The organism is Hymenobacter sp. BT18, assembly GCF_012273015.1.
GTDB classification, from domain to species: domain Bacteria; phylum Bacteroidota; class Bacteroidia; order Cytophagales; family Hymenobacteraceae; genus Hymenobacter; species Hymenobacter lutimineralis.
In genome coordinates this window covers 2,747,542-2,766,930 of sequence record NZ_CP050954.1, presented here as the reverse complement: position 1 = coordinate 2,766,930, position 19,389 = coordinate 2,747,542, and the positions used below count along the sequence as shown (strand labels likewise).

General features: G+C 59.2%; 19 protein-coding genes, 1 tRNA gene and 1 pseudogene. 6 read left to right on the top strand and 15 right to left on the bottom strand.

The genetic code is table 11. The features are described from left to right. Positions 1 to 13 precede the first annotated feature (13 nt). The 4 genes from pyrE to HER32_RS11720 all read right to left on the bottom strand — a co-directional run bounded on the left by pyrE (position 14) and on the right by HER32_RS11720 (position 2,898). Positions 14 to 637, bottom strand: a complete 624-nt coding sequence (gene pyrE, locus HER32_RS11735) for an orotate phosphoribosyltransferase (RefSeq protein WP_232066239.1) — start codon at positions 635 to 637, stop codon at positions 14 to 16. A 149-nt stretch (positions 638 to 786) separates the two neighbouring features. Then, the gene (pyrF, locus tag HER32_RS11730) at positions 787 to 1,548 is read right to left on the bottom strand and encodes an orotidine-5'-phosphate decarboxylase (protein ID WP_149069975.1); all 762 of its coding nucleotides are present in this window, start codon (positions 1,546 to 1,548) and stop codon (positions 787 to 789) included. Positions 1,549 to 1,612: 64 nt separating this feature from the next. Further along, positions 1,613 to 2,461 carry a dihydroorotate dehydrogenase gene (locus HER32_RS11725; RefSeq protein ID WP_149069976.1) on the bottom strand — a complete coding sequence of 283 codons (849 nt, stop codon included), beginning with the start codon at positions 2,459 to 2,461 and terminating at the stop codon, positions 1,613 to 1,615. A gap of 215 nt (positions 2,462 to 2,676) precedes the next feature. Next, complete coding sequence (locus tag HER32_RS11720) at positions 2,677 to 2,898, bottom strand: hypothetical protein (protein ID WP_149069977.1); 222 nt, start codon at positions 2,896 to 2,898, stop codon at positions 2,677 to 2,679. A gap of 744 nt (positions 2,899 to 3,642) precedes the next feature. Here HER32_RS11720 and HER32_RS11715 point away from each other — a divergent pair. Both HER32_RS11715 and HER32_RS11710 read left to right on the top strand, forming a co-directional pair. Next, positions 3,643 to 4,218: a DUF4468 domain-containing protein gene (locus tag HER32_RS11715; protein ID WP_149069978.1), complete on the top strand. Its 576-nt coding sequence runs from the start codon at positions 3,643 to 3,645 to the stop codon at positions 4,216 to 4,218. A gap of 751 nt (positions 4,219 to 4,969) precedes the next feature. Next, complete coding sequence (locus HER32_RS11710; protein ID WP_168681997.1) at positions 4,970 to 5,170, top strand: Hpt domain-containing protein; 201 nt, start codon at positions 4,970 to 4,972, stop codon at positions 5,168 to 5,170. A gap of 468 nt (positions 5,171 to 5,638) precedes the next feature. On the opposite strand, the gene HER32_RS11705 is transcribed toward HER32_RS11710, so the two are convergent. Continuing rightward, positions 5,639 to 6,013, bottom strand: a complete 375-nt coding sequence (locus HER32_RS11705; RefSeq protein WP_149069979.1) for a T9SS type A sorting domain-containing protein — start codon at positions 6,011 to 6,013, stop codon at positions 5,639 to 5,641. Positions 6,014 to 6,190: 177 nt separating this feature from the next. Here HER32_RS11705 and HER32_RS11700 point away from each other — a divergent pair, with 177 nt between their 5' ends. From HER32_RS11700 to HER32_RS11690, 3 genes are all read left to right on the top strand, one after another. Continuing rightward, the gene (locus HER32_RS11700) at positions 6,191 to 7,306 is read left to right on the top strand and encodes an NAD(P)/FAD-dependent oxidoreductase (RefSeq protein ID WP_168681996.1); all 1,116 of its coding nucleotides are present in this window, start codon (positions 6,191 to 6,193) and stop codon (positions 7,304 to 7,306) included. A 65-nt stretch (positions 7,307 to 7,371) separates the two neighbouring features. Next, positions 7,372 to 8,484: a type III polyketide synthase gene (locus HER32_RS11695; protein ID WP_149069981.1), complete on the top strand. Its 1,113-nt coding sequence runs from the start codon at positions 7,372 to 7,374 to the stop codon at positions 8,482 to 8,484. Beyond that, positions 8,477 to 9,184, top strand: coding sequence for a methyltransferase domain-containing protein (locus HER32_RS11690; RefSeq protein WP_232066238.1), 708 nt, complete (start codon positions 8,477 to 8,479; stop codon positions 9,182 to 9,184). Before HER32_RS11695 ends, HER32_RS11690 begins: the two co-directional genes overlap by 8 nt. A 5-nt stretch (positions 9,185 to 9,189) precedes the next feature. Here HER32_RS11690 and HER32_RS11685 read toward each other — a convergent pair whose 3' ends face one another. Both HER32_RS11685 and HER32_RS11680 read right to left on the bottom strand, forming a co-directional pair. Next, positions 9,190 to 10,098 carry a histone deacetylase gene (locus HER32_RS11685; RefSeq protein ID WP_168681995.1) on the bottom strand — a complete coding sequence of 303 codons (909 nt, stop codon included), beginning with the start codon at positions 10,096 to 10,098 and terminating at the stop codon, positions 9,190 to 9,192. A 120-nt stretch (positions 10,099 to 10,218) separates the two neighbouring features. After that, positions 10,219 to 10,293, bottom strand: a tRNA-Val gene (locus HER32_RS11680). 197 nt (positions 10,294 to 10,490) lie between these two features. On the opposite strand from HER32_RS11680, the gene HER32_RS11675 reads away from it, so the two are divergent. Beyond that, complete coding sequence (locus tag HER32_RS11675; RefSeq protein WP_168681994.1) at positions 10,491 to 11,192, top strand: porin family protein; 702 nt, start codon at positions 10,491 to 10,493, stop codon at positions 11,190 to 11,192. Between the two features lie 71 nt (positions 11,193 to 11,263). Here HER32_RS11675 and HER32_RS11670 read toward each other — a convergent pair whose 3' ends face one another. From HER32_RS11670 to HER32_RS20435, 8 genes and pseudogenes are all read right to left on the bottom strand, one after another. Beyond that, positions 11,264 to 11,818, bottom strand: a complete 555-nt coding sequence (locus tag HER32_RS11670) for a type 1 glutamine amidotransferase domain-containing protein (RefSeq protein WP_168681993.1) — start codon at positions 11,816 to 11,818, stop codon at positions 11,264 to 11,266. A gap of 94 nt (positions 11,819 to 11,912) precedes the next feature. Then, the gene (locus HER32_RS11665) at positions 11,913 to 12,437 is read right to left on the bottom strand and encodes an acyl-CoA thioesterase (RefSeq protein ID WP_149071141.1); all 525 of its coding nucleotides are present in this window, start codon (positions 12,435 to 12,437) and stop codon (positions 11,913 to 11,915) included. 47 nt (positions 12,438 to 12,484) lie between these two features. Further along, positions 12,485 to 13,588: a DUF3616 domain-containing protein gene (locus HER32_RS11660; RefSeq protein WP_168681992.1), complete on the bottom strand. Its 1,104-nt coding sequence runs from the start codon at positions 13,586 to 13,588 to the stop codon at positions 12,485 to 12,487. Between the two features lie 61 nt (positions 13,589 to 13,649). Continuing rightward, positions 13,650 to 14,087, bottom strand: a complete 438-nt coding sequence (locus tag HER32_RS11655; protein ID WP_168681991.1) for a hypothetical protein — start codon at positions 14,085 to 14,087, stop codon at positions 13,650 to 13,652. A gap of 69 nt (positions 14,088 to 14,156) precedes the next feature. Continuing rightward, positions 14,157 to 16,163 carry an FAD-dependent oxidoreductase gene (locus HER32_RS11650; protein WP_168681990.1) on the bottom strand — a complete coding sequence of 669 codons (2,007 nt, stop codon included), beginning with the start codon at positions 16,161 to 16,163 and terminating at the stop codon, positions 14,157 to 14,159. Between the two features lie 443 nt (positions 16,164 to 16,606). Next, a complete protein-coding gene (locus HER32_RS11645) occupies positions 16,607 to 17,341 on the bottom strand; it encodes a T9SS type A sorting domain-containing protein (protein WP_168681989.1) in 735 nt (244 codons plus the stop codon). Next, the gene (locus tag HER32_RS20240; RefSeq protein WP_232066237.1) at positions 17,236 to 18,477 is read right to left on the bottom strand and encodes a hypothetical protein; all 1,242 of its coding nucleotides are present in this window, start codon (positions 18,475 to 18,477) and stop codon (positions 17,236 to 17,238) included. The genes HER32_RS11645 and HER32_RS20240 overlap by 106 nt, the downstream gene beginning before the upstream one ends. 405 nt (positions 18,478 to 18,882) lie before the next feature. Further along, positions 18,883 to 19,347, bottom strand: a pseudogene (locus tag HER32_RS20435) (Kelch repeat-containing protein); the annotation flags it as partial. Positions 19,348 to 19,389: the final 42 nt, after the last annotated feature.

Here is a 19,389-nt window from a genome sequence, read left to right as displayed (position 1 = left end):
CGTCGCAGTAGGTTCAAGAAAACGCTTTATCGGGCCGACTGCCCGGTTTCACCACCGGAATACCTGCCCGACACAGCGGGCAATCATCGGGTGCGTAGGTAGCCGCCGTGACCGGCAGCAGGGCAAAGTTCGGGAAATTCAGCGCAGCATTCCCACCCGTGCGGTCAATTAAACTGGCCACAGCCAAAACTTTTGCACCCAGGCCTTCCAGTACCCGCGCTACCTCGTTGGTGCTCTTGCCCGTAGTCACCACATCTTCGGCAATAATGATTGTCTGCCCCGGCTCAATGGTAAAGCCGCGGCGCAAGGTCATCTGCCCCGAATCATCCCGCTCCGTGAAGATGCCGGGTACGCCCAACTGCCGGGCCAGCTCGTAGCCGATGACCACGCCGCCCATAGCCGGCCCAACTACCACATCGGGCTGCAAACCGGCTTGCTGAATCTGCCGGGCCAGCTCCGCGGCGGCTGGTGCGGCCAAGTCGGGGCGGCGCAGGAAACGGGCGCACTGCACGTAGGTATCGGAATGCAGGCCCGAGGAAAGGCGGAAGTGGCCGCGCAGCAGCGCGTCTTCCTGCAGGAGCTGTTGTTCTAGCGCTTCGGAGGTGAAGGTGGTTTGGGTAGCGGTGGAGCGTGACACTATCGTATTAAGAGGTAGAGAAAAGAAGTTTTCTTCAAAAGATTCGTCAGGCTGAACTTGCCGAAGCAACTCTACCGCAGGCATTTGACGGCGTATTGCTTCCAACCAAGCACGCGGCATTCTTTGGCCAGCCCTAAATGAGGAATTACCTAGGCTGGCACCGCCCGAAACTGGTTGATTTGCGCCACCAGCTCCCGCGCCGTGGCGCCGGCATCGGCTGCTTGCCACAACACGCGCGACGTATTAATCAGCAGGCCGGAGCCATTGGGGCGGAGGCCTGCTTTCAACGTGGCCTGCAGGTCGCCACCCTGGGCGCCCACGCCGGGCACCAGAAACCAGAGACCTGGGCAGAGGGTACGCAGGCGGCCCACCGCTTCGGCATTAGTGGCGCCTACTACCAACCCAATACCCCCGATTTCGGAATCCAGGCGGCTGGCTACTTTGGCTACCCCATCGGCGAGGGAGCCGCCCCGGGTGAGGGCCATGTCCTGCATGGAGTACTGCGACTTATTCGAGGTTTTGGCCAGCACAAACACCAGCTTGTTTTCCCGCACAAACGGCCGCACCGCGTCGTCGCCCATGTAGGGGTTCACCGTTACGCCATCGGCCCCTACCACGTCGTAGGCGAAGCGGGCGTAGTGGTCGGCGGTGTTGGCAATGTCGCCGAACTTGCCGTCCAGAATCACCGGAATATCTTTCGGGATGCGCTGCACCGTTTCTTTCAGCAGCTGCACGCCATTTTCCCGACTCAGAAAGAAGGCCAGGTTGGGCTTGAAAGCTGCGGCGTACTCGCTGGTTTGGTCGATAACCTCGGCCAGGCGGCGGGCTACCTGGGCGTCGTCGCCCACGGGGTCGAGGCCGACGCAGAGCAGGGTGTTAGCGGTTTCGGTGCGTTGAATAAGCTTTTGCATGGGTGGGGTAGTCAGCGTAAAGCAGCTAGTTTGGGAGAGAGTTAATACAACGTCGGGCAGCGCACTAGGAATTGACCGGCACCAGGTGGCCGCACTCGGCAGCCAGGCGCGCCGAGAGGCCGGGCTCCAGCCATTCTCCACTGGCTACCTGCACGGCTACGGCGCCGCAACGCAAATAATCGGTGACGTGGCCGGCCGTGAATACGCCGCCGGTACCAACGACGGGCAGGGTAATACGCGCATCGTGGGTTAACTCCCACACGCAGCGCAGGGCTACGGGCCGCAGCGCTTCGCCGGAGAGGCCACCCGCTACCGGCATATCGGCAGCATTTTCGGGCAGGTGCAGAGCTTTAAGCAGGTTGGTAGCCGCCAGGGCGGTGGCGCCACCCTCCTGGGCGCCCAGTCCCAGGCCGCGGATGTGCTCAGGCCACGGCGGCAGCTTTACCAGGATGACGGACTCCGGGCCCAGCTCGTTACGCACGGCCTGGGTGGCTTCTCGCACAAACTTGGCGTTCAGCTCCGCACCTTTTTCGGTGTCAGGCTGGGTGATGTAAACTTCTACTCCGGCTATTTGGGAACCAACTTCCCGGGCCAGAAAGCGCGCAATCTTGCGAAACCCCGGTATGCCGGGCGCCGTGATGCTCACCAACACTGGCACCCCGTAGCTGAGCAGATGAGGCAAATGCTCCTGCACCAGGATTTCGGCGCTTTCGGTGTGCATGTTGGTGGCGTTGAGCAAGGTCTGCTCGTTCACCTGCCAAATGCCTTCTTCGTAGAGCCCGGGTTTGGGCTCCATGGTCACGGTGCGGGTAAAAATAGCGCCCAGGCGGTCGTAAGCCGGCCCGGCCGGCAGTTGCCAGGGGGCCGCCGCCAGGCATACGGGGCTTTGTAAAGTAAGAGGGCCGAGTTGCATAGGATGGGTTGCTGCAAAAGTGCTTGGAGGTTTCTGGTTGAACTGGAAGTGGGTGGCTCACGGGCTTGGATCTTCACCAATTTTCCCCTGATTCAGAGGTCCAAGCTGTGAACCACCCGGTCCTGCCCCAGGGCAGGATTTCCATTACTGGCGTTTAAGCCAGCATAAAAAATAAAGCACCCGGTAAGCTACCGGGCGCTTAAGTAAAGCAGGTACTAGAGGGCGTTGTCGCGGGTGCCTGGGGAAGGTATGGCCTCCCGGCTGTTTTTCTGGCGGGGAATAACCGGCGCTTCTACACCGATAAGTTGGAACACGTTAAGGATGGCGAGGAAGGCTTCTCCCGCTAAGTATTCATGGTTGCCGCGCACGTTACGGGTGGCGGCAGGTACGGCGGCTACCATCTGCTCAGCGCGCGTGGTGGTGTCGTTTACAAGCATTACCCTTGGATAAGTGAAGGGTGGAGAATGGTCGTGCACTGCTTACCCCAAGTCCTGACCGACCCGGCTGGGCACAAAAAAACCGCTTCAAAAACCGAAGCGGCAAAACGGGAAAATCCAGAAAAAATAAAAGAGTCAATGTGGAAAAAGACCTTGCGGTCTTTTCGCAGGACAGCGTATTGTTGAGTCCCGCGCTTCATCAGTTCTGCTGGATGAGGTGAAGCATGATGCAAAGCTACGGATAGTTTTTCACGCCGCAATACTGCTTTAGAATTAAGTTTCGATTGTCAAAATATTATACTCTACCACTGCTGCTGCGGCTCTTTAAGCAGCGCCCACGTGCGCTACTAGCCCCCGTATCTAACTGACCTGCAAACGAGTGCAGACCATTAATGTATTTATAGTACCATCAACCGGGTAGTAATCCATGAAATAATTGAACTCCAAAAAATAGTGTATCCTGTTGGTCGGCGCCAATACCCACTAGGCTACAGGCAATAGGCAAGGCTGGGATAAACCCGTGGGTAAAACGCTTGAAATGAGGACTAGAAATTATTCATCGGCCATAACCTTTTGGCTGCACGAACAGTTATTTACGTGCCACCCTATTCGCAAAACACAATTTTTGCATAACTTAACGAACTCATAACGTCCTTCGTAATATTCAATCCTGCGAAAGGCCGTTATTTTGTAATTGCCCCGCTTGCCTATTGCTCCGCTCTGTTCACCTCCTTAGCTAAAGCCATGAAAAAAACTTTTCTCATGTTGATGACCGCAGCCCTGCTGACGGCATCATCCGGCCGCGTCTTTGCCCAGGACCACGAGCCTATGCAGTACATTGAAACGGTAGCAGCCCCCGAGCCTGGCAAAGCCGTGCTGTTCAGCCGCGCGGCCGACTGGATAGACAAGCGGTTTGCCTTCGGGCCCAAGTCTGATGCCGTTAACGATGCATCTACCGGCACGCTCCGCATAACGGGCACAGCCAAGATGCGCCCAGTGACTCCGGCTGGTAAAGTAGAAGAGCGCGCCGTACGGTTTGATTTTACTTTCCACTGTACCGATGATGGGTATGATTACCGGGTAGATAACTTCCGCTACATTTCCGACCCGGCTAACCCTACCGAACTGGTTTTACTGGAAGACTACCTTACCCAGCTAAGCCAGCTGAAAGCCACGGAACGGACGCACAACGACCGGCGCCTGCGGGCCCAGGCTATGTCGCTGGCTAGTGAAGTAGCCATGGCGTTTCGCTCCTACATGAACAGCCTGCCCGTGACCGACGACAGCTTAGTAGGACTGCCAGCCCAGGATAGCAACTAAGCTGTTTTAGAGGAAACCGCCGCGCACGTCACTAGCCCACCTATCGATAGGTGGGCTAGTGACGTGCGCCTAAGCAAAGCCAGGCATTGCCGAAAGAAGTGCTACGCGAAACACCTGATATGCTCAGGTGGGGAGAAGCCTATCTTATTTAGGCCTTTTGTCAGCCAGAATTAAAATTAGATTAATTAAAGAATAACAGCGCTTCCTTCCGAAAAACAGCGAGCCGCCAAAATACTGCATACTAGCCAGTAAGCAGCGGACCTTCAGCATGCCCTGTAAAGGCCGGAGTACCGGAACAGGTCACTTCACTGGTTCAAATAGGCTAAAAAACACAGAAAGCCGCGTTGCAGCGCGACTTTCTATTTTGCCTTGGGAAGGCTCTCACTTCACTCACTCACTGAATTTTACGAGACAACTAATATATAGGTTAACATTATATCGAGCAACCTATTTTTCACTTATTTCGGCGCGCTGCTTTTGCCCCATAATAAGCTAACGTCCGTTAGTCTCATTTTAGAATATTTCCGCGACACCTACGCCGGTAGTAGCCCTTACGGCTAACGTGCTGACCGCCCAGACGCAGTTGCACCAGGTAGCAGTTTTCCAGGCCTACCTATCCAAGCCTTTTACTGACCAGCAGCTTTACGTCTTGCTACAACAGCACCTGCCCGCCGCGCTGGTAACGGAGCAGCTAATTGACCTAAGGAATGTTGAATAAGTCGCGCAGGGCGACAAGGCTTTTATCCGGTACATGATGGCGCTATTTGTAGCTACTGCTCCACCGGCCCTGGACGAGCTAACCCACGCCTACACCGACCAGCAGTGGCTCCGGGTAGCCGAAGTAGCGCACCCCATAAAAAGCAGCTTTTACCGCCTCAACGTGCGCAGCCTGCAAGAGCCCATTCGGGAGTTGGAATCGGCCGCCAGCCCCTCGTCGATACCGGCCGCATAAGCACGCTGGCAGCCAACATCCGGCAGGTAACCGAAACCGTGCTGGCACAGCTAAGCCAGCAGTTGGAAGCCAGAGCAGCGTGAGTTGGGTGTACAGGCCGAAACTTCGTACGAGGTTTTGGGGTTCAACCAGTAGCAACTCCGCCTGCCAGCCGGCAGGCGCCATGGTTGCGAGTATTTTTAACGACCTTACTGCATGATTTTGCTCATTTCCTTTGGCATTAGCCTAGTGGCCGGTCTGGCTACGCTGGCTACCTGGTCCACGCGTCAGCCGGCGTTGCAGCCGGTTAGGGTACCAGTCCGGCGCTAAGTCGCCCGCTTTCCGTCGATTCCCAGCAAGCCTTCCCCACCGGGAGGGCTTTTTTTTGAACAGGATTTGGGGATTTATAGGTATAGCAGTGGCCCCGGAAAAGCCGTGCGGCTGCCCCGGAAAGGGCAGCCGCACACAGGATAATATCAGACGATTGCGTTAGCGGATAACGAGCTTGCGCATGGTACTGGTGTTGTCGGTATCCAGCTTCACGTAATAGAGGCCGCTGGCGAATTTGCTCAAGTCCAGCGTGCGGGTAAATCGGTCGGAAAGCTCGGTTACCGTTTCCCGGTAGACTACTGTGCCAATGATGTTTAGCACCCGCAGCTCCAGCTTGCGGCCTTCGAAGCCCAGCACCGAAACGTGCACGATACCCGTGCTCGGGTTTGGGTAAACCAGGAGGTTTTTTTCCTCTAGCTGAGGTTTGCTGCCAACCTTTTCCGTTGGCTGGGCCGCCGCCGTCGACAGCAGCGCCGAACCGGGCAGCAGGCCGAACAGAAGGAGACAGAAAGCGAAGCGTAGGAGTTTTATCATAGGAGCAGGCGCGGCCAAAACGAAGAGTAGTTCTTCCAGGACTACTAAACGTGAAGTATTCGATTAGGTTTGCAAAGGTAACATCCTATTGCTGAATCTGGTTAGCTATATATCCATTGTTTAAGAAAAAACCTATATAGCCTGCTCTTTTTGTATGACTTTTCTGATATTTTCCCCATGAGCACCTTGATCATTGGGGGTGGGCTAGCCGGGCTGGCGGCCGCCCTCGACCTGGCGGCCCGTGGGGTTTCCGTGACGCTGATCGAGCGGAAGCAGTATCCTTTTCACCGGGTGTGCGGCGAATACATTTCCAACGAGGTACTGCCTTACCTGGAGCGCCTGGGGGCCGGGCCGGCGGTGCTTCAGCCGGCCCGCATCAGCCGGCTGCTGGTGAGTTCCCCGGCCGGGCGCGTGGTGCAGGCCCCGCTGGATCTGGGAGGCTTCGGCATCAGCCGCTACCAGCTTGACTATCACCTCTACCAGCTGGCCCTGGCCCGCGGGGTGCGGGTAGAGACCGGCGCAACGGTAACAGAGGTGACCTTTGATGGCCGCGCCAATGCCCACTGCATCACCCTCGCCGATGGTCGCCAACTGACGGCCCGGGTGGTGTTGGGAGCCTATGGCAAACGCGCCAACCTGGACCGTCAGTTTCACCGCCCTTTCTTTCAGCAACGCTCCCCGTATCTGGCCGTGAAATACCACCTGCGCTACGACTTCCCGCGTGACTTGATTGCCCTGCACAACTTCGCCGACGGGTACGCGGGCCTGTCCGCCATCGAAGACGGGAAATATTGTTTTTGCTACCTCACCACCCGCCGCAACCTCCGGCAGCAGGGAACCATTCCGGCGCTGGAGGAGCGGGTACTGGCCCGCAACCCTTTTTTGGCAAAGGTGCTGGGCGAAGCCGAGTTCCTGTATCCGCAGCCCGAGGTCATCAACGAAATATCGTTTGCCCCCAAGGCGCCCATCGAGGACCACGTGCTGATGTGCGGGGATGCGGCTGGTCTCATTACCCCGCTCTGCGGCAATGGTATGGCCATGGCCCTGCACGGGGCGGCCCTGGCTGCTGGGCATATTGCGGCCTTCCTGGCGGGGAAGGTTGACCGCCCCGCGCTGGAAAGCCGCTACCAGCACGCCTGGCGGCGGCAGTTTGGCCCCCGCCTGCAAGTGGGCCGGGCCGTGCAGCGGCTATTTGGGCGGCCTTTTTTAAGCGAAATTGCCATTGGGGGGTTACGTTACTGGCCAGCAGCGGTGCGCCTCCTCATGAAGGGCACCCACGGCCAGCCGTTTTAAGGCTGGCTGCCCCATTAGCTTAACTATACCAGCGCCGTAGGCGTACTTTGCGTAAACTGCACCGAATGTCCAGCTACCTGTGTGCCATTGGCACTGCCACCCCATCCCACCGCCTTGCCCAGCCACAGATTGCCGACTTCATGGCCCAGGCGCTGCAGCTGGGTGATGCCGATACCCGCAAGCTGCGTGCCCTCTACCGGGTTTCGGGCATTGAGCACCGCCATTCCGTGCTGCCCGACTATGGCCGCACGAACGGGGACTACACTTTTTTCCCGAATACGGCTGGGCTGGAGCCGTTTCCAACCGTAGGCCAGCGGCTGGCTTCCTACCGGCAGCACGCTTTGCCCCTCTCCGCTGAGGCGGCCCGAAGCTGCCTGGAGCAGCTACCGGAGCTTCAGGCTGCCGACATCACGCACCTCATCACGGTGAGCTGCACGGGCATGTACGCCCCTGGACTGGATATTGAGCTGGTGCATACCTTGGGCCTCGCGCCGGACGTGCAGCGCACCTGCATCAACTTTATGGGCTGCTATGCCGCCTTCAACGCCTTGAAGGTAGCCGATGCCTTCTGCCGGGCCGATGCCCGGGCGCGCGTGCTCATCGTGTGTACGGAGCTGTGCACCCTGCATTTCCAGAAGAGCACGGAAGACGACCACCTGGTTTCGAATGCTTTATTTGGGGATGGTTCGGCGGCAGCGCTGGTGCAGGCCGTACCGGCCGCCGCTGGCCCTAGCCTAGCCCTCACCGCGTTTCACTGCGACCTGGAGCCCGATGGGCACGCCGACATGGCCTGGCACATAAACGACTTTGGGTTCGAGATGACGCTGTCGTCGTACGTGCCGCGCATGATTCAGAAGGGTATTCGCCAGCTCACGGAGAAGCTGCTGGAGCGGCTCCCGGTGAAGCTGGCCGATATCCATGCTTTTGCCATTCACCCGGGCGGCCGCAAAATTCTGGAAACCATTGAGCAGGAGCTGGGACTTTCCCGCCACGACAACCGCTTTGCGTACGAGGTGCTGCGCAACTACGGCAACATGTCGTCGGCGACGGTGCTGTTTGTGCTGCGCGACCTGCTCGCCTCGTTTGCGCCCACCGATGCCGGCGCGCCGGTCCTGAGCTTTGCCTTCGGGCCGGGGCTTACGCTGGAATCCATGCTGCTACAAGTGGTCTATGCCTGATTTTACCCACCGAGCCACGCAGCCGGAACTCATGGACGACCTCACGCTGGCTTCCGAGGCTTTGCGGCGCAACCTGGATGAGCTGGCCATCATCAACGCCCGGCTGGGGGGCCACAACGTAGTGACGGAAGCCTTGGCGCAACTGCCCTGGCCCACCCAACGGCCCCTCCAACTGGCCGACCTGGGCAGCGGCGGCGGGGACACCCTGCGCTACGTAGCCCGCTGGGCCCGCCGCCGCCAGCGCCCCGTGCAGCTTACGGGCATCGATGCCAATGCCTTTATGCTCGACTATGCCCGGGAGCATAGCGGTGGCTACCCCGAAATCAGCTACGCTCAATACGACATCTTCGCGCCCGAATTCCAGCAGCAGCAATTTGATGTAGTTACGTGCAGCTTGTTTTGCCACCATTTCTCGGACGACGACCTCGTGCAGTTTCTGCGCAACTGGCGGCAGCAAGCCCGCGTGGCCGTGGTCATCAACGACCTGCACCGGCACCCGTTGGCTTACTACAGCATCAAGTGGCTTACCCGGCTGCTGGGCGGCTCTTACCTGGTCCGGCACGATGCCCCGCTTTCCGTGGCCCGCGCCTTTAGCCGCGCTGACTGGGAAAACCTACTGGCACGCGCGGGCATCACCCGCTACACGCTTCGCTGGCGCTGGGCCTTCCGCTGGCAGCTGCTGATTCCGGCTGAAGGTTAAATCAATCAGCCCCATAAGTCCTGCGCCACCCGGAAGGTATTGGCGTGGGCTTCCACAATATCCACCAGACGCTCGGAGTAGCCGCCGCCCATGCACACGACCACAGGTAAGCGGTGCCGATGACACAACCCCAGCACGTACTCGTCGCGCTGGCGGCAGCCCACGCGGGTGAGGCCCAGATGGCCCAGCTTGTCGGTGGCCAGCACGTCTACTCCGCTGAGGTAAAACACAAAATCCGGCTGTACTTCCTCCAGCAGGCGGGGCAGCGTATCCGCCAGTAGGGCCAGATAAGTGGCATCGTCCGTGCCATCGGGCAGGGCTAGGTCGAGGTCGGATGTTTCCTTCCGGTGGGGGTAGTTGCGGGCCCCGTGCATGGAAAAGGTAAACACGCGGGGGTCATCCTGAAAAATAGCCGCCGTGCCGTTGCCCTGATGCACGTCCAGATCTACGATCAGCACCTTGTGCACGCCCAAAACCGGCTCGGCCAGCAGCCAGGCAGCAGCAGCGGCCTGGTCGTTGAGCAGGCAGAACCCTTCGCCCCGGTCCCGGAAGGCGTGGTGCGTGCCCCCGGCTATGTTCAGGGCCGCGCCGTGCTGCAGGGCGTGGCGGGCGCAGGCCAGCGTGCCGCCCAGAATGGTTACCTCCCGCTCTATCAGCTGAGGACTCCACGGAAATCCGGTTGCTCGTTCCTCTTGGCGGGTCAGCTGCCCCCGCACCAAGCGGTGGTAGTAAGCCGCATCGTGTACACGTAGGCAGTCGGCGGGGGTGGCGGGCTGGGGCTGGAATAGATTGGCGGACGTAATCGTGCCTTCCCGCAGCAGCTGCTCCGGCAGCAGCTCGTACTTCAGCATCGGGAAGCGGTGGCCTGCGGGTAGCGGGTGGGCATAGATGGGGGCCCAGGCAATAGCAATCATGTAGCGGGCAGAATAGCGGAGGCCGGATACAAAAATAACCGCTCTCTCAGGCGGTTATTTTCGGATTCGGGACTTGAGCTATGGGCTGCCGCTAGCGGCAGCCCATAGAGGGGGAAGTAGTGAGGTATACTGGGTTCGAACCAGTGACCTCTACCCTGTCAAGGTAGCGCTCTAAACCAGCTGAGCTAATACCCCGCAAGCCCCCGTACTGGTGGCGGCCGTAAAAAGCCAAATATACTGAGTCGTTTGATTTTTGCAATAAAAAACGCGCCTATTTTTCCGTCACCCCTCGTCGCGCCCGCAACATTCTTTTCGGATGTAAGTATAGCTGCCTATAAAACCAGCCCGTGGCTGAACGGCCGGGCTTTTTTCCTCATCAGACTCATCTTGTTATGAAAAAGCTTTTGCTCCTTCTCTCCTGCGCCCTCACTTCGGTATCCGTAGCCGTAGCGCAGGACGGCCCGATTGGCGTCCGTAAGTCCACGGACTACGCCTCCGGCAGCTCCAGCGACTCCCGCAACGGCGGGTTCGGCATTAAGGGCGGCGTGAACTTTGCCGACATCCGCGGCGACGGCAAAAAGGATTACGGCGACACGAAGAATTACACGGCTTTCCATGCCGGGTTTTATTCCCAGTTCAGCTTCTCCGATAAGTTCTCCCTCCAGCCCGAAATTCTCTACAGCCGCCAGGGCTTCAAGGGTACTTTGCCCAACGCTTCTTCCAGCACTACCACCCGCCTCGATTACCTGCAGGTACCCGTACTGCTGGTGTATAATTTCCTCGACAACGTGAGTGTGCACGTGGGCCCACAAGTGTCGCTGCTCACCAAAGTAAAGGAGGGCGACCTCGACCGGAAAATTGCTAATGAACAGGATAGCAACGGCACCGACCTGTACAACTACAGCTACAACAGCCTGGACTACGGGCTGGCTGCCGGGATTGAGGCCCGCGTAGGCCCTGCCCGGGTAGGGGGCCGCTATACGGCTGGTTTCAATGAAATCATTAAAGACCCCAAGGCCGGCATCAGCCAGTCGATAACCGACATCAAGAACGGAGCTTTTCAGGTGTACGTGGGCATCGGCATCACCAACTAAGCCCATTTGCTTCCCCACAAAAAAAGCCCTGCCGCGTTGTGCGGCAGGGCTTTTTTGTGGAGAAGCAAGGATTATTTGCCCACCAGGGCCTCTTTGATCTTGGCGTTGAAGTTCGGAATGTCCTGGGGGTTGCGGCTGGTGATGATGTTGCCATCGACTACAACCGTCTCGTCAATCCACTGGCCACCGGCATTCTTCACGTCGGTTTGCAGGCTGGGCCAGCTGGTGAGCTGCTTGCCGCGTACTACGTCGGCCTCAATCAGCGTCCAGGGGCCGTGGCAAATGGCGGCGACGGGCTTGCCCGAGCGCACGAACTCTCCAATAAAGCTAACCACTTCCGGCTCGGTGCGCAGCACGTCGGGGTTCATCTGGCCGCCGGGCAGCACCAGTGCGTCGTACTCGGCTACTTTCACGTCCCCGATTACCTTATCTACGTCTACTTTATCGCCCCAGTCTTTCTGGTCCCAGCCTTTGATGGAGCCGCTTTTCAGGGAGATGACGTGGGTAGTAGCGCCTTCGTTTTCCAAATACTTTTTGGGTTGTTCCAGCTCCGACTGCTCGAAGCCGTCGGTGGCTACTATGGCTATGGTTTTGCCTTTCAGGGCGTCGCTTCCAAAGATGCTCATGGGGTGTAGGGTTTTGGTAGTAAGTACAAAAAGCCGGAGCTCCGCTCGAGCGGCTCCGGCTTTTCATCTAACGTAAGCTGGACGCTAGGGTTAGCTACTCCTCGTCCTCGGCGCGCTGGCGCTTCAGGGCTTTGCGCAAGGCGCGCACCCGCTCGTCAAAGCCGTCGGCATCGTAGTTTACGTCTTCTACGTCCAGCTGCTCCAGCATATCCATCAGCTCATCGGAGTGGTCGGTGCGGGCCCCGGAGCTTACTTTCACAAAAGCCATTTCCGACCAGAGCACCGCCTTCAGGCGCTGGGCATCCTCGCTGAGCATCTGCATCTCCACCACCAGATTGGAGTTGTCGAAGTGAATAAGCTGGGTGCGGATGCGCACGGTCTCGCCCTGGCGGGCGGGGCGCAGGTAGCTCAGGTGGTGCTTGGTAATAACCCAGCTGGCGTTTTGCTCGCGGGCCAGCTCACCCATGTTCAGGGCGTAGTGCTGGGCTACCTGGTCTTCGCGGGCGTTCAGAAAATAATCGAGGTAGCGGGCGTTATTGAGGTGGCCCAGCATGTCGCAGTCCTGGAAATAGATGCGGTGCGTGGTTTCGGGGGTGCGCACCAGGGAGGCAGTAGCCATAGGTAGTTGCGGGAAAGTAAGGCCCAAAGGTAGAGGAAAGCCGCACGCTAGGCTGGCAGTTGGTAGGCATCGGCGCGCACGTGATGGGGCTTGGCCTTGCGGGCGTCGGTAGGACTGTCAAACACGATTAGCACCTGCGTGTCGTCGAGCAGAGCCATGCCTTCGGCTTTGTCTTGCCCGGCTGTGGGGCCAGCGCCGTGGGGCACGTCGAACAAGCGCTGCAGCTGCTTGCCGCTGATGAGGCTATCCTGAGGCAGCTGCAGGGCATTGGGCCAGCGGTACACGGCAATGGTTCCATCAAGGTCCATGGTGGGTCCGGCCAGCAGCAGAATGTCGGAGCCCAGCTGGCGCAGCTCGCGCAGGCCCATGCCGCCCAGCTCCAGGAAGTGCTTTTTGTAGTAGGTGTTGGTGCTGCCCGGCACTTTGTCGAGGCGGAGGCGGCCGTGCTTGTCTTCGCGTGGCACTACCTCCAGCACCAGGGCCCAACCGCGCAGTACTGGCCCCCGCAGCCCAATGAACAGGCGACCATCGGTGGTAGCGGCCAGGCCTTCAATATCGAAGCCGTTGTCTTTGCCCGGAATGGCTAGAAAAGGCTTCAGGTGGGCATCGTGGCCCAGCACGTCGAGCAGCTCGTTGCTGCTGGTGCTGCCGTGCAGCTGGGCGGCGCGTAGCAGGTGGCCGGGCTTGGTAGGGTGTGGCGCTTCCTTGACCAGCTCATAATCCCCCGTTTCGGGGTTCAGCACCAGCGGAATGCGCGCCAGCAGGTAGCGGTTGGGGTCGGATTTTACTTTCGCCAGCTTGTCCAGCTGCTTGGCCACGTCGGCGTGGTCGGGGTCGGGCTGCTTGCGCTTGAGGCTGTGGGAGCCTATGATCCACAGGTAGTGGCCGGCCTCGCCCATGCCTTCAATGTCAATTTCCGCGGCCTCATCGGCGGGCAGGTCCAGCAGCTTGGCCAGCTCGTAGGAGCAATGTTCGGCGAAGGTACGGGAACTGGTGAGGCGCAATCGTTCGATGGTGGTGCGCTCATCGCAGCTGATCCACAAGTTGTTGCCCATGCGCAGGGCCGTAGACAGGCCGTCGCGTACGTGCTTGCCGGCCTGGTTCAGGCTAAGCTTGGGGTTGAAACGCAGAGTATAAGGCTGAGGACGCATACCGGAAAGAAAGGGAAGAGACCTTCAAACGCCGGGCACCCCAGAAAGTTGAGCTGTTGCCTTACTTCTCGGCGGTGCGGCGGGCCTGCATTTTGGCTTGCATGCTGCGCTTTTTCAACTGGTACTGCTTGAACTGTTCGGCCGAAAATACCTGCCGCAGCTGCGTTTCCGATTCGGTATTGATGCGCATCAGCTCTTTGTTCAGGGCCGTTTTGTCGGCCGCAAACTGGGTGCGGGCCTCGTTTACCTGCTGCACCGTGGCGCGCAGCAGGGTGCGCACTTTGGTTTGCTGCTCATCGGAGAGCAGCAGCTCCTCCGCCATTACGTCGGTCAGGTCGCGGGCGGCGGTGCGCTTGATAGGCGCGGCAGCTGGGGCCGGTTTCACGGTTTCGGCCACTGGGGCGGGGGCCGCTTCCTTGCGGCGGGCGCAGTTGCTGCCACCCAGCAGGGCCGCACAGAGCGTTAGTTGAAGCAGAAAGCGAGAAGAGAGTACCGTCATAGCCCGTAAGTTAGTGCGCCCCCTGATACGAGAAAAACAGCTATCTGTTCCCCTCTGGCGTCAGCCCCATCAGCCAGCCTTCAGCTGCTGAGCCGTAAAGTGAGCCAGCGCCATGATAGTGAGCATAGGATTCACGCCGCTGCAGGTAGGAAAAGCCGAAGCATCGGCCACGAACAGGTCCCGCACTTCGTACGTCTCCCCGGTGGGCGAAACCGGGTGAGTAGCCCGGTGGCCACCCATGCGGCAGGTGCTCATCTGGTGGGCGCTGTAGAGGCCAAACTGGTTGGCTTTCCAGCTGAGCCTGGGCAGGCGCTCCAGCACTTCCGGGTTTTGCATTACACCGTCCTTGGCGTGCACCGTAGGCAAGGTACCGTGCGGCAGATATACCGTGTGGGCGCCGGCCGCCACGTGAATCTCGGCGGCGGCCCGCACGCCCTGTAGCAGATGGTGGCGGTCAAACTCACTTAGCGCATAGCTGATGCGCGGAGCCCCTTGCTTGTCGGTGCGCACCCGGCCGCCGTCCCGGTCACGGGTCAGCACTATGAAATTGCCGAGGTGCCGGGCATTCTGCATGAGCTGCTTGTGCTGGGCGCCCGAGTGCCAGGGCAGCACCATGGCCATGAGGCCGGGGTGGGCGGGCGGGGTTTCCAGCTTAGCGCCGTAGTTGGTGCCTTCGATGCGGGTATATGTGTCATTCACCACCGACATCATGGGACCGTACCAGGGCTCCATAGGCTGCGCGTAGGCCCCCGAAACGGCCACGGTGGGGTGCAAGTGCAGGTGCCGGCCCAGGTGCGGATGCTGCAGCCCACTGCGCAGCAGCAGCGCGGGGGTTTGAATGGCCCCGCCGGCTACTACCACCCGCCGGGCCCGCACCCGGATAGCCACCCGCTGCCCGGCGGCCGTGGTATGCACGGCTTCGGCCCCGGTAGCCCGGCCCGCCGCCGTGGTCACCCGCGTCACGTACGTATCGGGCAGGATGCGGGCCCCGTGGTCGAAAGCCCGCTGCAGGTAGGTATTGAGCGTACCTTGCTTGATGCCGTGCCGGTCGCCGAGGGGGCTGAACCCCAGGCTCCGGAAATGCTCCTCCGAAGCCGTGAGGTGCTTTTCGTTGCGCGGAATCAGCTTCACCTCCTGGCCCAGCTTCCTCGACCCATCCCACAACGCCTGGTTTTGCCCGTTGTGGCGAGTATACTCGGTGTTGACGCTGATGGCCTGGCTTACCGCTTCGATACTCCGGGCAAACTCCGGGGTAATGAAGTGCGGCGCTTGGTGTTCCCGCGCCCACTCCTGCAGGATATAGTCGGGCGTGCGGAAGGCCCCGGCCCAGTTGACGGTGGTGCCCCCGCCTAGACAGCTGCCTGCCAGCAGGGCAATGCTGCCATCCCGGGTGGTGAGGGCTCCGTGCCCATCGTAGAGCTTACTGAGCATGTCTACCTCCCGCTGGGTGAAGTCGCAGCCGTGGCAGTAAGGGCCTTTTTCCAGCACCAGCACCTGGTGGCCGGCCGCGGCCAGCTCCCCGGCTACCACGCCCCCGCCGGCGCCGCTGCCTATCACCAGCACGTCGCAGTCATACTCCGTATCGGCAGTGGGCTGCAGCGGGCGGATGGGCTTTTCCGTGTCGACAGGCAAATCATCGGGCTGTGGGCCGGGGTAGCCCATGGCCGCCCACACGGAGTTGTCGGGCACCGAAACCGAGCCGCCGTAGTAGAGAATCATGGTGAGCTTGCGCAGGGAGTGAAAGGCCTTGCGCAGCTGCGGAATCCGGCTTCCGGCCCAGCTCTGCAGCAGCTTCTCCCGCTGCGCCGGCGTCAGCTGGTCGAAGGACCGAAGCTGACCCAGCCACGTGAGGCCCAGCAGCGGCGACTGTAGCAGCCCCAGCAGCTCCCGAAACTCCTGCTGCACACCCGTAGGCTGCCCCGCCAGCATGATAGTTAGTTGCTCCAGGTTTAAGCCCTCGGAGCCGCGGCGCGACCAAAAGCCGGCAGTTCCGCTGTCGGCTGGTTGGGGTATTACGGGAATGAAGGCATCAGCAACCGCGCGTAGAAGGGCGGCTTGGGCGGGAGTAAACGTCATGAGAGCAAGAGCGGAAAGGACGCCCAAAACCGCCAACTATGGCAGCTTGGTGCCGGAAAATATCGGCAAAAGAATTCGGCTTGCCTACTTTTTTCACGCTCAGCTTTTCCTGGAGCAGGGCCTCATTCCTTACTACTAGCTCCTGAGCTAGATATAGTTGAAGTAGAGCTAGCGCGGGAGCAGCTACTATTTGGTAGGGGATACAGCTTCATCAACTATGCCCAACCTTCTTCATCGTCAGCTAATCCACTTTCAGGCTAGGCTTCTGGTGCCCAGCCTGACGATATGCTGTGCAGCACAGGACAGGAATTTCATTTGTTTCACCGGCCCGCTATATGAACTTGTACACTGACGTGAACCGTCTTTGGTTCATGATAACAGATACGAAAACGCCCGCTTGGCCAAAGAACCAAGCGGGCGTTTAACCTTCTGAGTCGGCTGAATTAGCGCACGACCAGTTTGCTGGTGACTATTCCCGCTGCGGAAGAAATCTGCACGGAGTACATACCTCCGGGTAGCCTATTGGTACGCAGGTCCGTGGCAGCTACTCCGTTGCTAGCCAGGGCCGTTTGCGTATGCACTACCTGCCCGATGCTGTTCAGGACAGTAATTGTGACGCGGCCAGTAGCCGGCGCGCTCAGGTGCACCAGTCCCTGGGACGGATTTGGGTACAGCAGTACCTCCCGGTTGCGGCCAGTGGTGCTGCTGGTTACTAAGCTGGTATCCAGCAGCAGGAAGAACCGGTCCCGCGTGGTACCCGCCGTCAGTTGCACCGAATAGGCACCACCACTGCGCAGATCATGAACTTTGCCAGTCAGGCGGTCCTGTAATTCAACCACTGCCGTAGCAGGCAAATTCAGCAGGCGGACCGCTGAAAAAGTATAGGTAGCCGCTTGGTTAGCCGTCAGCGTCAGTGGTAGCAGCTGGGCTTCAAGCGACGCTGGTAAGCCCTGAATGCTTAGCCGCTCGGGGCCGGCCAGGGTGGAAATGCTCAACAGCGAGCTAGTGGGAATTTTCCAGGCATCATAGCGGGCGTCGGCGCCGGTAGTGGCCCCTTCTTCGGCGTAGAACACTACCACATCGGAGGCACCGCGGCCGGCCACTTGCAGGTCGAGGCGGGGTCGTACATCAGCGGCGGGTCGGCGGAAAACGGGATTGGCATAGCTCTCGGCCTGCATGGCAGACGTGAACGTGAACGAGGCGGTGCTCTCCGGCGTGAGGTTGCGCACGAAAAAACTTGCCCAACCGCCAGCTGTCCATCGGCCAAGTCGCCGGTACCCACATTGTTCACAAACTGGTCGAAACTACCCGTGTAGGTACCGCTGGGGCGGAATACGTAAACCGCGTCGGCCAGCCCCCCGGTTTGCAGGCCGGTGCGCATGTCGGCCAGATTCAACGGAGCCAGAAAAGGGTTACCCAGCAGATGCCAGCCAGCGTCGGCCAGGCCGGCATTGCCCAAGCCGCTCATCGTGACGGGCGCTGCTACGGCCGTTCCCGTAAAGGTCACGGTTTGGCTGCCGGCGGTCTGCACGGTTACCCCTTGCCCGGGCGTAAGCACGTCGGAAGTAGCCCCGGGAGAAACCCAGCCGCCGCTAAACGACGCGGTGGTGGCGTTGTTCAACCGGTCCTCATCATAGGCAAAGATGGTAGGAAAGGGCTTGACCTTGCCTGGGTCGGGGGCTGAGTTATAGTCCGAATTTACGGTAACGGGCGAGCCGCCGGTGCCGAGTTGGGCCACCGTGGCTCCCTGCACGGGCGGGCTGAAATGGCGGTAGCCGGCCGTAGCCCCAGCCACCGCCCGTTGTACGGCCAGAGTACCCTGCACCTTCCCTCCCGCATCCACCACCATACTGCTCAACGAAGGCGTGGAAAGAAGCATGAGTTTCCCACCGCTATTCAGGTTACCGTTCAGGGTAAGCACGCGCTGCACCTGCACTGGCCCACCAAGGGAAGCGCCGGCTGAGCCCACCGTTAGGTCGTAGAGCATGGTGGAACCGGTGCCGCCCAGCGCTTGGGTTGCACCGCCGCTTAAGCGTACCGTGCCGGCGCTGGCGGTGAGCGTGCCCTCATTACTCACATCGCCTTTCGCGTCCAGCATGCCCCCGGCCAGGGTTAGCGTGGCACCACCATTGATGGTAAGCGCCTTGGCAGTAGCTGTACCCACCGTCACGGTGGGCATACGGGGGGCACTGCCTGGAATAGTCGCGTCCAGCGTGGCCGTGGGCACCCCATCCGACCAGTTAGCGGCCGTAAACCAGTCGCTACTCACGGCGCCCGTCCAGGTCGTGCTGGTGTGTGATGGAATAGTTGCCATCCGATACACAGTACTATGCTGTGTTTCAAACCCTATTAATCCCCCTAGTACATATATATAATTTCCAAATGATACTGCTGCCGCCTCAGTTAATGGCACAGGAAGATCAGGTGCATTTTGCCACAAGGCCGTAGTTGGATTGTAATAATCAACTTGGCTGTAGTAATATGATGCTGAACCGACGGGAATATCATTGTCGCCTCCTAATATATAAAAATCACCATCAGAGCCTTTAGCACTAGCTACATACGCTCGAGCTGGATTGGGGAGACTAGCAGCAGTAGACCAAGTATTGTTGGCAGGGTCATATACAATATGAACCCGCGAGGGATAGAACCAACTAGTCTTCGTAATTCCTCCGTAAACATGCATTAGCCCATCATCACCTTCAGCAGCTCCAGCCCCTAATAACCCTGTTGGCATATTAGCACCAACAGCCCAAGTATTCGTCTTTGGATTATAGATTTGCACTTCGTTTCCTACTTCCGTCGCAAACGAAGAATTCCAGCCACCAAAAACATAGATTCGGCCGTCGGCAGCTACTAGTGCTTTGGCTTTCCATCTAGCTACTGGCATTGGTGCAATGGAAGCCCAAGTATTTGTGACTGGGTCGTACGAAAAACTCTCTTCTGTATATCTTGACCCAACATATCCCCCAAAAGAATATACCTTACCATCACGACCCAAAGCAGCAGTAGGCCCGCTTAGACGTTGAGGTACATTGGCAATAGCCTCCCAGGTATCGTTGCCTATATCATACGCTTCAGCAGAAACCATGATATTAGAATTATTTCCCTTGTAGCCGCCCCATACATAAATTTTACCATTTGGATGAGCAACTGCTCCCGCCTGAGCCCGTGCAGTGCTCATAGAAGTCAACGTTGTCCAAGAAGAATTAGGACGAGCTACTAA